This is a genomic window from Lentzea sp. NBRC 105346 (genome assembly GCF_030269605.1).
Classification (GTDB): domain Bacteria; phylum Actinomycetota; class Actinomycetes; order Mycobacteriales; family Pseudonocardiaceae; genus Lentzea.
The window spans coordinates 14,192-26,639 of record NZ_BSTQ01000017.1; the positions used below are offsets into that span (position 1 = coordinate 14,192).

Consider the following 12,448-nt stretch of genomic DNA (forward strand, 5'->3'; position numbering starts at 1 on the left):
TATTCTTCCAGCCGACACCGACAATTCCGGGCGACCGCGACCAGTTATCCACAACCACGTGACGACAAATTCCACTGCCACGCCCCAGCCGTCAGCCGCCACCATGGCCCCGGCCGTAAGCCGCCACCTCGCCCGGCCGCCAGCCGCCACCAGGTCGCAGCCACGCTCATGCGAGCGTCCCCCGGCCCAAGGGGGACCCCCTGATTCAATTCTTCCAGCTGACACCGACAATTCCGGCGACACCGCCACAGCTACGCCCAAGCTGAACCGGCGCCCCCAACGTGACATGCTCTTGGTCGGGAGGAGTCTGTGATCGACCGACTGCCCCTGATCGGGCGCGACGAGGAACTCCGCAGCGCAGTGCGCGCACTGACGTCCCCGGAGCATCGCGGCGTACTCCTGACCGGCGAACCGGGCGTCGGCAAGTCCCGCCTCGCGGCCGAGGTGCTCGACAAAGTCGGGCGAACGGTCGCGCGGGCCTACGCGACGGTAGCGACGTCGGCGATCCCGTTCGGCGCGCTGGCCTCCCTCATCCCGGCCGACCTGCCCGCGGCCAACCCGTTGCGCGCGGCGGCCGAGCACCTCACGAAGGACCGGCGGCTGGTGCTCGCCGTGGACGACGCGCACCTGCTCGACGAGGCGTCCACCGCGTTGCTGCAGTACCTGGTGCGCCACGACCTGGCCCGCGTGCTGTGCACCGCGCGGCCCGCGTGGCAGGGCCTGGAGCTGGTCACGATCCCCGTGCCCGCACTCAAGCGGGAGCACGCGGACGCGTTGCTCGAAAGCGTCCTGGGCGGGCCGGCCGACTCGGCCACTCGGCATCTCGTGTGGACGAACAGCCAGGGCAACCCGTTGTTCCTCAAGGAACTCGTCGCGGCCGGACAGCACAGCGGCGCGCTCGTGAAGCGGCTCGGCTGGTGCTGGGAGGGACCGCTGGAGCTGTCCGGGCGCCTCGCCGAGGTCGTCGACCACACGCTGGACCGGCTCACACCGGAACGGCGGCGGGCGCTGGAGATCCTCGCGTACGGGGAGCCGCTGGAGCTCGATCTGTGGTCGTCGCTGACGTCACACGACATCGTCGACGAGCTGGAGAGCCAGGGGCTCGTCCGGATCGAGGTGTCCGGGCAGCGCGCCAGGGTGCGGCTCGGGCATCCCTTGTACGGCACCAGGTTGCGCGCCACCTGTCCGACGTTGCGCGCGCGGTCGCATCGGCGGGCGCTCGCCGACGGGCTCGAGGCGTTCGGCGCGCGGCGGCGCGGGGATCTGTTGCGTGTGGTGACGTGGCGGTTGGACAGCGGGTCGAACGCGTCGGCGGAGATGTTGACGCGTGCGGCGCAGCAGGCGCTGACGGCGCAGGACTGGGTGCTCGCGGAACGGTTGTGCCGGCAGGTCGTCGAGCAGGGCGAGGGCAACCGCGTCGGGCTCGTCCATGGGCTCGTGCTGATGTACCAGCGCTCGTGCGAGCAGGCCGAGAAGGTGCTCGCCGAGCTGATGCGCGAGGCGCCGCCGGAGAACCTCGTGCAGCTCGCGAGTACCAGGGCGTTCAACCTGTTCTTCGGGCTCGGCCGGCTCGACGACGCGGTCGCGGTGCTCGACTCGGTCACCGGTGTGCCGCCCGAGTTCGAGGACACGTTGCTCTACATCGGACTGACGTTCGCCCTCGAGTACGCGCCGCTGCCGCTGGTTCGCGCCGGCGCCGAGATGCTCAGCGCCTCGACCGGCTGGGGAGCTGTTGCGGGACAACAGGTTCGCGCGTTCTGCCAGCTGTTCGCTGGTGAACCGGTGGCCGCGCTGGAGTCCGTCAACGACAACGACGCGGGCGTGTCGTCGTGGCGGGACCGGTTTCCCGGACTGCGCAACGGCGCCGAGGGCATCCGCGCCGACAGCCTGCTGCGCGCGGGCGAGCTGGACGACGCGGAGAAACACGCCGCGCAGATGCTCGCCGACGTGCTGGACGAGTCGCGGTGGGCGGTCACCCAGGCGCCGCCGCGGCTGCTGTCGAGCCGGATCGCGCGGCTGCGCGGGCAGGCCGCCACGGCCGTGCGGATGGTCGCCGAGGCCGCGACCGAGTCCGACGCGCTGCTGATGTGGGACGTGCTGATGCTCGCCGAACTGGCGCAGGCCCTCGCGTTGCACGGGGAGGCCGAACGCGCTGAAGGCGTGCTGGACCGGGCGGAGTGCGCGTTGCGGCCCGCGTGGCGGATGGCCGGATTCGCCGTGTCGCAGGCACGTTCGTGGGTGCTCGCCGCGGCGGGACGGGTCGGCGAGGCAGCGGAACAAGCCGTGGCGACCGCCGAGGCCGCGCGAGCGCACGGTGCGCACGGCGACGAGATCGTGGCGCTACACGACGCCGCGCGGTTCGGCGCGGACACCTCCGCCCGGCTCACGGAGCTCGCTTCGACGCGGACGGACCGGCTGACCCAGGCGTACTCGGCGCACGCGAACGCCCGTGCGGCAGGCGATCCGCGGGCGTTGGAGGCGGTGGCGTCGGAGTTCGTGCTATGCGGCGTGCAGCTCTACGCGGCGGAGGCGCTGGCCGAGGCGTCGCGGATGCACCGGATGGCGGGACGGCTGCGCGAGGCCGAACAACTGGCGCGCCAGGTCGGCGTGCTCGCGGCGCGGTTCGACCACGCGACGACGCCGGGTCTCGTGGTGGCGAGCTCGCTCGCGTCGCTCACGCCGCGCCAGCTGGAAATCGCCCGGCTGGCCGTCGCCGGACTCACCAACGCGCAGATCGCCGACCGGCTCACGATCTCCAAGCGGACCGTGGACAACCACCTCCACACGATCTACAACGCGCTCGGACTCACCGGCCGCGACGGCCTGCGCACGATCTTCGGACTCGCATGAGCCGGCCGTTCGTCGGACGGGCCACCGAGGTGCGGGACGTGTTGCGCGCCATGAACGGCGCGGGCGCGGCGCTCATCGGACCACCTGGCACCGGCAAATCGCGGCTGGCGGCCGAGGTCGCCGCCCGCCTCGACGGCACCTGGTGCTATGCGACCGTGGCGACGTCGACGATCCCGTTCGGCGCGTTCGCCGCGCTGCTGCCGCCGGACCTGCCGTCCGGCAACCCCTTGGGGCGCGCGGTCGAGCACCTGCGCGGCCGGCGCGTGCTGATCGTCGACGACGCGCACCTGCTCGACGACGCGTCGGTGGCGTTGCTGCAGCACCTGATCCAGCACTCGCTCGTCAAGGTGCTGCTGACCTCCCGGACCGCCTCGGAGCTCACGTCGTTGCTCACCCGGTTCGACATCGGCGACCTGAGCCGGGCCGCGAGCGACGAGCTGCTCGCCGCGGCACTCGGGCACGTCGACGGGCACACGCGACAGCTGCTGTGGTCGCGCACCGCGGGAAACCCCTTGTACCTCAGGGAGTTGCTCGCTTCCGGGCAGGCGCTCGGCAGGTTGACGGCACACGAGGGCATCTGGTCGTGGCGCGGCCCGATCGACGTCGCGGGCCGGCTCGCCGAGGTGGTGTCGGCGAACCTGGGGCGGCTCGACCCGGATGCCCGCGCGGCGCTGGAGGTGCTGGCGTTCGCCGAGCCGATCGACCTGGACGTCCTCGCTTCCCTCGCCTCCCCGGAGGTGCTCGACGACCTGGAGTCGCGCGGGCTGCTGCGGGTCGAGCCGTCCGGGGTCCGGCTGGGACATCCGTTGTACGGCAGCCTGTTGCGCCGGACATGCCCGACGCTGCGCGCCAAGTCGCACCAGCGCGCGCTGGCCGACCGGCTGGAGTCGTTGGGGCGCCGCGAGGACGTGCCGCGCATCGCGATCTTGCGGCTCGACAGCGACACGCCGACGTCGGTTCCGGTGCTCGCGCGCGCCGCGGAGCAGGCGTGGATGGCCCGCGACGCCGCCTTGGCGGAACGCCTGTGCGAGGCGGCGATCGCCGCGGGTGGGGTCGCCGAGGTCGCCACGATCTACGGCAAGTTGCTGACGTACGCCCGCGCACCCGACGAGGCCGTGGCGGTGCTGGCGCCTCTGCTCGAGTCCACGTCCGACCCCGTGCAACGGGCCCGGCTCGGCGAGGCGCTGGCCTCGATCCTGTTCTTCGGCCTGGCGGACGGCCCGGCGGCCGCCGAGTTGCTGATGTCGCTGGAGGTGCCGTCGCTCCCGGCCGAGACGCGAGACGGGTTGCGGATCATGCGCATCGGACAGCAGGCGCAGTACCTGCCGATGCCGGAAGCGCTTGCGCTGCACGACGAACTGCCGGACAACGTCTACACGCGACACACGCGGGCGCTGTGCCTGCTGCAGCTGGGCCGGATCGCCGAGTCCCTGGAGCTCATCGACTCGTACGAGGAGACGGCCGTCGCGTTGGCCGACCTGGACCCGGCGCTGCTCAACGGGGCCCAGCGGATGCGCTGCTTCGCCCTGATATTCCGCGGCGACTTCGCGGAGGCGGAAACCCTGGCGTCGCGGATCCAGGCCGAGGTCGTGCACGACTCCCGGTGGGCGCTGGCCGAGTCGTCAATCCATGCCATTCTGTCGATCATCGCGCGCATGCGCGGCCACACGGGCCGCGCGGTCCGGCTGGCCCGGGAGGGCGCCCGGATCCGATCCTTCGGCAAGCACCCGCTGATCTTCGACGCGTTGGTCCAGGCGGAGCTCGCCTCCGCACTCGCCATGCACGGCATGATCGAGGAGGCGACCGCCGCGCTCGACCGCGCCGTGGAGGCCTGCCGCCCGTCCTGGGTGCTGACCGGCGCCTCCGTCGAGGTCGCCCGCGCCGTCGTCCTGGCGTCGTCGGGTGACGTGACCGGCGCCGGTGCCGTCGCACTGGCGTCCGCCGACGCGATGCGCGCGATCGGCATGTACGGCAACGAAGTATCCGGGCGGTACACCGCTTTCCGGTTCGGCGTGGACACCGCGGAGCGGCTGACGGAGCTGGCCGATGCCCTGGGTGACCCGATGACGTCGGCCTGCGCCGCCCACGCACGGGCGCGGTCACCCGAGGAGCTCGAGGCGGTGTCCGCGACCTTCGCCGGTCTGGGCGCCACGGTGTACGCCGCCGAGGCCCTCGCCTCCGCCGCCGCGCTGCACCGCCGCGCGGGCCGGGCGCAGGCGGCCTCGCAGGTGTCGGCGCGCCAGGCGTTGCTGATGCGCGACTTCGACGTGGTGCGCACGCCGTTGCTCGCGGCCGGCCGGCTGACGCACCTCACCCCGCGGCAGGCCGAGGTGGCGCAGCTCGCCGCCGCCGGGCTGACCAACCAGCAGATCGCGGACAAGCTGCACACGTCCAAGCGCACCGTGGACAACCACCTGCACGCCGTCTACACCGCGCTGGGCGTCTCCGGGCGGGACGCCCTTCGCGCGATGCTCGAACCCTAGGGTCGTGAGTGGTTTCCGTTGCCAGAGCGACGGAAACCACTCACGACCACCCAGGGCTACGAGCTCTCGCTCGACTTCTGGTCCAGCGTCTTCAGCTCGTCCATGTCAGGCGTCATCAGGTCGTCATAGGTGGCCGCCAGGACCTCCTGCTCCGACCGCGCCGCCTCCTCGCATACGTGCAGGCGCTTGTCGGAGCGCGAACAAGCTGCACACGTCCAACCCCACCGTGGACAACCACCGGCACGCCGTCTACACCGCGCTGAGCGTCTCCGGGCGGGACGCCCCGCGCGCGGTGCTCGAAACCCCTAAGAGCTCTCGCGCGACTTCTGGTCCAGCTTCTTCAGCTCGTCCATGTCAGGCGTCATCAGGTCGTCATAGGTGGCCGCCAGGACCTCCTGCTCCGACCGCGCCGCCTCCTCGCGTTCGTGCAGGCGCTTGTCGGAGCGGCGCACGGCCCACACGGTCGCGACCAGGGCGATGGCCATCAGCGGGTAGCCCATCGCGAGGCGGGCGAAGCCCAGCCAGCCCACCAGGTCCTCGTCGTACAGCCAGCGCTGCACGACGAAGCGGGCCGCGAAGACCGCCGCCCACACCAGGGTCGCGATGTCGTAGTCGCGGATCGAGGCCTTGTCCTGGCGCCACGACATGTCGCGGCCGTTCAGGAACGTCCACACCACGCCCGCGAGCGGCCACCGCACCAGCACCGAGATCAGGAAGGCACTGCCGTAGACGATGCTCTGCCAGATGCCGAAGAGGAAGAAGTCCTTCGCCTCACCGGTGCGGTAGGCGATGAACGCGGCGATGCCGACGCCGAACACGGCGGAGATCGCCGGCTGGACGGTGCCCTTGCGGATCGCCAGCACCACGCCGATCACGATCGAGGCCGCCAGTGCGCTGATCAGGGCCGCGGTGAGGTTGTGGGAGAAGATGTTGACGAGCACGAAGAGCACGACCGGGAGCGACGAGTACAGCATCCCGCTGACGCCGCCCATCTGCTCGAGCAGGGTCGGCTGTGCTTCTTTCTCTGAAGTCATGAAGCGTTCTGCAGTTCGTAGTAGGGGTTGTAGAGCACCTTGCGTCCGTCCCGGACCGCGATCCGGCCGCGGGCCTTGATAGTGCGGCCGGGCTCGATGCCCGCGATGCGACGCCGGCCGAGCCAGACGAGGGTGACGCCCTCGGTGCCGTCGTAGAGTTCGGCCTCGAGGGTGGCCGCGGCGTCTCTCGGGGACAGTTCCACGCTGCGGAGCCTGCCGAGCACGGTGACCTCCTCGCCAGACTTGCAGTCACACGCCCTGACCGCGCCGACGGCCTCTGCTTTTCGCGAGAGGTCGTCCGCGTCCAACTCGGCGACGTCACTGGTCAAGCGACGCACCAGGCGGCGCCAGTAGCCGCTCATCCCCGACTCCACTGTTGCCCGGAGGCCTCGGTTTTGAGGCCCGTATGAGAGTCAGGGTACGCACGGCACCGACAATTCCGGCCGTGGATGCCAGTTGTGCGTGGATGCTGCCCGGAACGGGGTCGGACGAGGTGTTTGTCCGTTCTGTCTTCGCGGAACCGTTGTCGCAGGTCGGGCTGCATCTGCACGCTCCGGCCACGCGCACTGTCGCGGACCACCTGCGCGCACTGGATCACGCTGCCGAACGCCACCCGATCGTGGCCGGCGGCGTCTCACTTGGCGCTCATCTCGCGGCCCTGTGGGCGGCCAGGAATCCCGGCAGGTGCGCTGGGCTGGTCCTGGCCCTGCCCGCGTGGACCGGGCCGTCAGCGGGCGCGCCAGCGGCCTTGGCGGCGGCCTCGAGCGCTGACGTCGTGGCAGCGCACGGCATCACGGCGGCGCTCGCCGATGTGGACGGCTGGCTGAAGATCGAGCTCGACCGGGCGTGGCGGCGGTACGGCGACGGACTGGTCGCGCACTTCCGCGAGGCCGCCGGGAGCGACGCGCCGACGTTCGACGAACTCAGGACCTTGGACATGCCAACGGGAATCGTCGCGTGCACCGACGATCCGGTGCATCCGCTGGAGGTCGCGCGGACGTGGGCCGCGGCCATGCCGCGAGCGGTTCTGCGAACGACGACGTTGAGCGCATTGGGAAACGACCGCGCGTCACTGGGACGCGCGGCCGTCGAAGCGCTGGCCGAAGGTCAGCCCTGCTGAGCCTGGATGTGCCGCGCGATCGCCTCGGGCAGCTCGACCGGCAGCGGGGTCCGCGGCGGCATGGGCTGCTCGCCGCGCACGACCACGGTGCCGCGCACGAGATCGCGCAGTGCCGCGGAGTTGGCCTCGAAGTGCTCCTCGGGACCGGCGGCCACGCCGCGCAGCATCCAGCGGGGGCCGTCGACGCCGACGAACAGGATCTGCACGCCCTGGTTGCGGGCGGTGATCTCCTCGCCCCACTCGCCGTTCTCCCGGTTGATCCGGGCGCCGTCCTCCTTGAGCTGGGCGATCAGCTCGGCGCCGACCTCCTGCCACAGCCCACCGGACTTCGGCGCGGCGAACGCGCTCACGGTCAGCTGGCCGACGGACGTGAGCACGTGGACGGCCCGCACCTCGCCCTGCTGGTCCATCTCGACCTGCAGCTGGGCGCCGTCGGGCACGGGCAGCCGGACGGAGCCGAGGTCCAGCCGCTGCACGCCGTCGCGCGGCGCGTCGGCCACGTCCCACGGGCCGTCGCCGGGGCCCTCGTCGAGCTCCTCGACCTCGGGATCGACGCCCACCGCGCCGGTGGCGTGACGACCGCGCTTGCGGCGCCTTCCGAACATTCCCCTTACCCCTCTCGTGCGAGCACGCCGTGCCCGCCTGTAGAGCCGTACCCGCCCGCCCCGCGCTCGGAGTCCGGGAGGTCGTCGACCTCGCGGAAGAGCGCGTGTTCGACGCGTTGCACGACGAGCTGCGCGATCCGGTCGCCCCGGGACAGGACGATCGGCTCCCGCAGATCATGGTTCACCAGACAGACGCGGATCTCACCGCGGTAGCCGGCGTCGATGGTGCCGGGCGTGTTGACCACGCTGAGGCCTACTCTGGCAGCCAGCCCGGACCTGGGGTGCACGAACCCCGCGAACCCGTCCGGCAGCGCGATCGCGATTCCCGTGCCGACGACCGCCCGTTCACCGGGCTCGATGATCACATCCGAGGTCGTCACGAGGTCGGCGCCCGCGTCGCCGGGACGGGCGTAGGCGGGGAGCGGGACACCCGGATCGAGTCGGGTCAGCAGTACCTCAACGCCGTTGGCCACGGCGCGCGAGATTACCCTGACGACGTGAGCGAGACCGCCGTGACCGCCCCCGAGCACAAAGAACGCCTGTACGTCCCGTGGTGGGGCTGGCTGCTGCCGCTGGCCGCAGGAGTGCTGCTGGCCGCCGAGATCCACATGGGCTTCCCCGGTGTGCGGTCCTGGCTGCCCTATGTCATCACCGTGCCGCTCACGGTCCTGCTGATCCTGCGGATGGGGTCGGCGAAGGTCGAGCTGTCCGGCGGCGAGCTGCGCGTCGGTGAGGCGCACATCCCGGTCGGGCTGCTCGGTGAGGTCGAGGTGTTCACGGCGCAGACGAAGCGCCAGGCGATGGGCCCGAACCTCGACCCGGCGGCGTTCGTCACGCACCGGGGCTGGATCGGGCCGATGCTGCGGGTCCGGGTCAACGACCCGGAGGACCCGACTCCTTACTGGCTCTTCAGCACTCGGCACGCCGAAGAGCTGGCCCAAATGATTCGCGCTCGTTAGAACACGTCTGGGCGCCACCCGTGCGGGTGAGCGCCCAGTCTTGCTTCCCCGACGTGTGAAGACTCAGGCGCAGTCGCGGCAGATGTACTGGCCGTTGACCTCTTCCGCGAGCCTGCTGCGGTGGTGCACCAGGAAGCACTTCGAGCAAGTGAACTCGTCGGCCTGCTTGGGCAGCACCTTGAACGTGAGCTCCTCGCCGGACAAATCCGCGCCCGGGAGCTCGAAGTTCTCCGCAGTCGCGTCCTCGTCGACGTCGACGACTCCGGACTGCGTCTCATTACGCCTCGCCTTCAACTCCTCGAGGGAGTCCTCAGCGAGTTCGTCCGCCTCGCTGCGACGCGGCGCGTCGTAGTCGGTCGCCATCTTTTTCACCCCTGCGGTCTACGGAGACTGTTCGTGTCGCTGGTTAACGTTCCAGCGCCCTCATTTGTGCCCTCCGTCTTCAGTGACGGAGGTCTCGTGCTCGCAACCGGGAGCCAACCCCCTGTTTGTCGACTGTCAGCTTGATCCAACTGCGTGCTGAGCGCGCAGAGGGTAGCTCATTGTCCGGGTGACCCGACATCGGGTTACCCCTTACCGACCGGACGGGTGAAACAACCTCTCTACGCTGGCCCGATACCCTGTGCGCGAGCATGTTCAAACCCATGTGCAACCCAACGCATCGCCGGTAACGTCCTAACAGAGTGCTACCTGGTCGGGTGCGGAGGGTTACGCGCGTCGGGAGCGCGGACATGGCCCGCAACGCATAGGCTGATCACAGCGAAGTACGTAGGTGGCGGTACTACGCCAGGGGAGGTCGGCGCAGGTGGGACCCGCATCCGGAACGCCGTACAAGCGGCGCCGTCCCGTGCCCGCGCTCGTACTGCTGGGATTGCTGTTCGTCTCCTCGATATTCGTGTGGATCCGCGTGTTCGGCAGCGACGCCGACGTGGACGAGGCGATCAAGTGCAATTCCCCCGCTGCCGCCACCGTGACGGACCCGGCCGGCTCGTCCACCCCGGCGCCCCCGCTCGGCACCGTCCTGGGCCACGACGCCCTCGACCGCACGGACCCGGTCCCGGTCGGTGACGTCAACTTCCGCGCGTTCAACGCCTCGACGCAGCGCAACCAGGCGAAGTTCGTCGCGACGACCCTGGCCGAGCTGGGCATGAAGCAGGCGGCCGACTCGGCCAACGACCCGGTCTACCCCGCCGGCGACATGAACTGCCGCGGCCAGATCCGCTTCGGCGCGACTGGCGCGGGCGCGGCCCGCACGCTGAGCCTGATCGAGCCATGCCTGGAACTGGTCCGCGACGACCGCCAGGACGCCACCGTCGACGTCGCGATCGGCCAGAAGTTCGACGAGGTCAAGCCCAACAACGACGCGCGCAAGGTGCTGGACCAGCTGGCGGCGTGGGCCGAGCAGCAGCCGGACCAGCAGGGCGGGCAGGCCGCCGAGGCCGCCAAGCCGACGCTGAACCCGGACAACCTGGCCGCCGCGCGCGACGTGCACTGCTGAACCCAGGCCGTGCCATGAGGGGACCCTTCATGGCGGTCAGCGCTTGGAAAGCTCCCCTCATGGCACGAGGCTCCGCCTAGACCTTGCCGAATCCTGACTCGACGAGCGCGTCGAACAGGTCCCCCGCGATGCCCGGCGCGGCGGCGAACGTCGCGTCGGCGCCCAGCTCAGGCGCCTGACCGGGCAGCTTGACCACGGCCCCGGCCTCGGCGGCGATCAACGCCCCGGCGGCCCAGTCCCAGCGGCCCAGGTTGTGCTCGGCGTAGGCGTCGAGCCAGCCCGCGGCCACGGCACAGAGGTCGAGCGAAGCGGCACCGGCCCGCCGGATGTCGCGCACCCGCGTCGACATGGCCGCCAGCGCGTCCGCCTGCCGCTGCCGCCGTTCCGGCCGGTAGGAGAAGCCGTAGCCGAGCAGCGACAGGCTCAGCTCGGAAGCACCCGACGCCCGCAGACGCCGCCCGTCCAGGAACGCGCCGTGGCCGCGCGCGGCGGTCCAGACGCGGCCCGTCACCGGCTCGATCACGGCCCCGGCGATCGACTCGCCGTCCAGCTGCGCGGCGATCGAGATGGCGTAGAAGGGGAAGCCGTACAGGTAGTTGACCGTGCCGTCGATGGGGTCGACGACCCAGGTGAGGCCGGAGACGACCTCGCCGCCCTCCTCCTCACCGAGCACGTGCTCCCCCGGCCGCAACGTGGCCAGCCGCGACCGGACCAGCTGCTCGGAGGCACGGTCGGCGGCGGTCACGACGTCGGTGGCGGTCGACTTGGTGTCGACATCGGTGACAGCGGTCCGCCGGACGCGCTGGACGAGCTCGGCGGCTTCCTTGCCGATGGCCACTGCGGTGTCGACGAGCGTCCTCGGATCCACGATTTCTTCCTAGTCAGTCACTCACACGGGACTATCGGAGAAGGTCAGGCTAATGTCTGCGCACCACGGTTACTGAATCGAGTAGGAAGGCCAACGGGATGGGCATCACCCGCGGGTTCGGTGTGGACATCGGCGGCTCCGGCATCAAGGGCGGCCTGGTCGATCTCGAGGCGGGCGCACTGGACGGCGAACGCATGCGCATCCCCACGCCCCAGCCGTCCACGCCGGAAGCGGTGGCGGAGGTCGTGGCCGAGATCGTCGAGAAGTTCAACTGGGACGGCCCGGTCGGGGTGACCCTTCCGTGCGTGGTCAAGCACGGTGTGGCGCTGTCGGCGGCGAACGTGGACAAGGGCTGGATCAACACCAACGCCCAGGAGCTCTTCGCCAAGCGGCTCAAGCGCAAGCCCGAGGACATCGTCGTGATGAACGACGCCGACGCGGCCGGCATCGCCGAGATGACCTTCGGCGCGGGCAAGGGACATGAAGGACTGGTCGTCCTGCTCACGTTCGGCACCGGAATCGGCAGCGCGGTGTTCCTCGACGGCCAGCTCGTGCCCAACACCGAGTTCGGTCACCTCGAGGTCGACGGCCACGACGCTGAGTCACGGGCGGCCGCCTCCGTGAAGGAGGAGCAGGACCTGTCGTGGGAGGAGTGGACGCCGCTCGTCTCGCGCTACGTCAACGTCTTGGAGAACCTCATCTGGCCGGATCTTGTCATCGCGGGCGGCGGGGTCAGCAAGAAGGCACACAAGTGGTTGCCATTGCTCAAGGTTCGTACCGAAGTAGTTGCAGCCGCACTCAAGAACGACGCGGGCATCGTCGGCGCCGCGGTCGCCGCCGCGCACGGCATCCACCACTGAACGTTTTTCGTACTCGATCTAGCTGCGGGAACGCCTGGCGACGCGCCCCGAACGGGCTCGGGGCGCAACAACCAGTCACCCACGTCGTTACAATGGAACGGCAACCCGCTGAACAAGATCGGCGGGGAGCTCCCAAGAACTCTGGCGACCGAGGTTTCGCGCCCTCCGGTT

General features: G+C 70.5%; 12 protein-coding genes. 6 read left to right on the forward strand and 6 right to left on the reverse strand.

All coding sequences use genetic code 11. From position 1 onward, the window contains the following. Window positions 1–309: 309 nt before the first annotated feature. Both QSK35_RS31140 and QSK35_RS31145 read left to right on the forward strand, forming a co-directional pair. Window positions 310–2,850 carry an AAA family ATPase gene (locus QSK35_RS31140; protein ID WP_285751148.1) on the forward strand — a complete coding sequence of 847 codons (2,541 nt, stop codon included), beginning with the start codon at window positions 310–312 and terminating at the stop codon, window positions 2,848–2,850. Further along, window positions 2,847–5,333 (forward strand): LuxR C-terminal-related transcriptional regulator, encoded by a 2,487-nt coding sequence (locus QSK35_RS31145; protein WP_285751149.1) that lies wholly within the window; start codon window positions 2,847–2,849, stop codon window positions 5,331–5,333. The genes QSK35_RS31140 and QSK35_RS31145 overlap by 4 nt, the downstream gene beginning before the upstream one ends. A 305-nt stretch (window positions 5,334–5,638) precedes the next feature. Here the strand turns inward: QSK35_RS31145 and QSK35_RS31150 are convergent, their stop codons facing one another. Both QSK35_RS31150 and QSK35_RS31155 read right to left on the reverse strand, forming a co-directional pair. Then, entirely contained in the window at window positions 5,639–6,367 is a 729-nt protein-coding gene (locus tag QSK35_RS31150) for a DUF3159 domain-containing protein (RefSeq protein WP_285751150.1), read from the reverse strand. Then, window positions 6,364–6,729: an OB-fold nucleic acid binding domain-containing protein gene (locus QSK35_RS31155; RefSeq protein WP_285751151.1), complete on the reverse strand. Its 366-nt coding sequence runs from the start codon at window positions 6,727–6,729 to the stop codon at window positions 6,364–6,366. Before QSK35_RS31155 ends, QSK35_RS31150 begins: the two co-directional genes overlap by 4 nt. 83 nt (window positions 6,730–6,812) lie before the next feature. On the opposite strand from QSK35_RS31155, the gene QSK35_RS31160 reads away from it, so the two are divergent. Then, window positions 6,813–7,487, forward strand: coding sequence for an alpha/beta fold hydrolase (locus tag QSK35_RS31160; protein WP_285751152.1), 675 nt, complete (start codon window positions 6,813–6,815; stop codon window positions 7,485–7,487). On the opposite strand, the gene QSK35_RS31165 is transcribed toward QSK35_RS31160, so the two are convergent. Beyond that, window positions 7,475–8,092 (reverse strand): DUF3710 domain-containing protein, encoded by a 618-nt coding sequence (locus QSK35_RS31165; RefSeq protein WP_285751153.1) that lies wholly within the window; start codon window positions 8,090–8,092, stop codon window positions 7,475–7,477. The two genes, QSK35_RS31160 and QSK35_RS31165, sit on opposite strands and share 13 nt — an antisense overlap. Before the next feature lie 5 nt (window positions 8,093–8,097). Beyond that, the gene (gene dut / locus QSK35_RS31170; protein ID WP_285751154.1) at window positions 8,098–8,565 is read right to left on the reverse strand and encodes a dUTP diphosphatase; all 468 of its coding nucleotides are present in this window, start codon (window positions 8,563–8,565) and stop codon (window positions 8,098–8,100) included. Between the two features lie 24 nt (window positions 8,566–8,589). Between dut and QSK35_RS31175 the strand changes: the two genes are divergently transcribed. Next, window positions 8,590–9,051, forward strand: coding sequence for a DUF3093 domain-containing protein (locus tag QSK35_RS31175; protein ID WP_285751155.1), 462 nt, complete (start codon window positions 8,590–8,592; stop codon window positions 9,049–9,051). Window positions 9,052–9,114: 63 nt separating this feature from the next. Here QSK35_RS31175 and QSK35_RS31180 read toward each other — a convergent pair whose 3' ends face one another. Next, entirely contained in the window at window positions 9,115–9,414 is a 300-nt protein-coding gene (locus tag QSK35_RS31180; protein ID WP_033437076.1) for a DUF4193 domain-containing protein, read from the reverse strand. 442 nt (window positions 9,415–9,856) lie between these two features. On the opposite strand from QSK35_RS31180, the gene cei reads away from it, so the two are divergent. Further along, window positions 9,857–10,549, forward strand: a complete 693-nt coding sequence (cei, locus tag QSK35_RS31185; RefSeq protein ID WP_285751156.1) for an envelope integrity protein Cei — start codon at window positions 9,857–9,859, stop codon at window positions 10,547–10,549. Between the two features lie 76 nt (window positions 10,550–10,625). Here cei and QSK35_RS31190 read toward each other — a convergent pair whose 3' ends face one another. Beyond that, on the reverse strand, window positions 10,626–11,417 hold the full coding sequence (locus tag QSK35_RS31190) for an inositol monophosphatase family protein (protein WP_285751157.1): 792 nt from the start codon (window positions 11,415–11,417) through the stop codon (window positions 10,626–10,628). Window positions 11,418–11,515: 98 nt separating this feature from the next. On the opposite strand from QSK35_RS31190, the gene ppgK reads away from it, so the two are divergent. Next, window positions 11,516–12,277 carry a polyphosphate--glucose phosphotransferase gene (ppgK, locus tag QSK35_RS31195; RefSeq protein WP_285751158.1) on the forward strand — a complete coding sequence of 254 codons (762 nt, stop codon included), beginning with the start codon at window positions 11,516–11,518 and terminating at the stop codon, window positions 12,275–12,277. The last annotated feature ends 171 nt before the right edge of the window (window positions 12,278–12,448 follow it).

Coding starts and splice junctions, on each gene's coding strand:
- QSK35_RS31145 (WP_285751149.1), top strand. CDS start 2,847: ATGAGCCGGCCGTTCGTCGGACGGGCCACCGAGGTGCGGGACGTGTTG.
- QSK35_RS31155 (WP_285751151.1), bottom strand. CDS start 6,729: ATGAGCGGCTACTGGCGCCGCCTGGTGCGTCGCTTGACCAGTGACGTC.
- QSK35_RS31180 (WP_033437076.1), bottom strand. CDS start 9,414: ATGGCGACCGACTACGACGCGCCGCGTCGCAGCGAGGCGGACGAACTC.
- ppgK (WP_285751158.1), top strand. CDS start 11,516: ATGGGCATCACCCGCGGGTTCGGTGTGGACATCGGCGGCTCCGGCATC.
- QSK35_RS31165 (WP_285751153.1), bottom strand. CDS start 8,092: ATGTTCGGAAGGCGCCGCAAGCGCGGTCGTCACGCCACCGGCGCGGTG.
- QSK35_RS31150 (WP_285751150.1), bottom strand. CDS start 6,367: ATGACTTCAGAGAAAGAAGCACAGCCGACCCTGCTCGAGCAGATGGGC.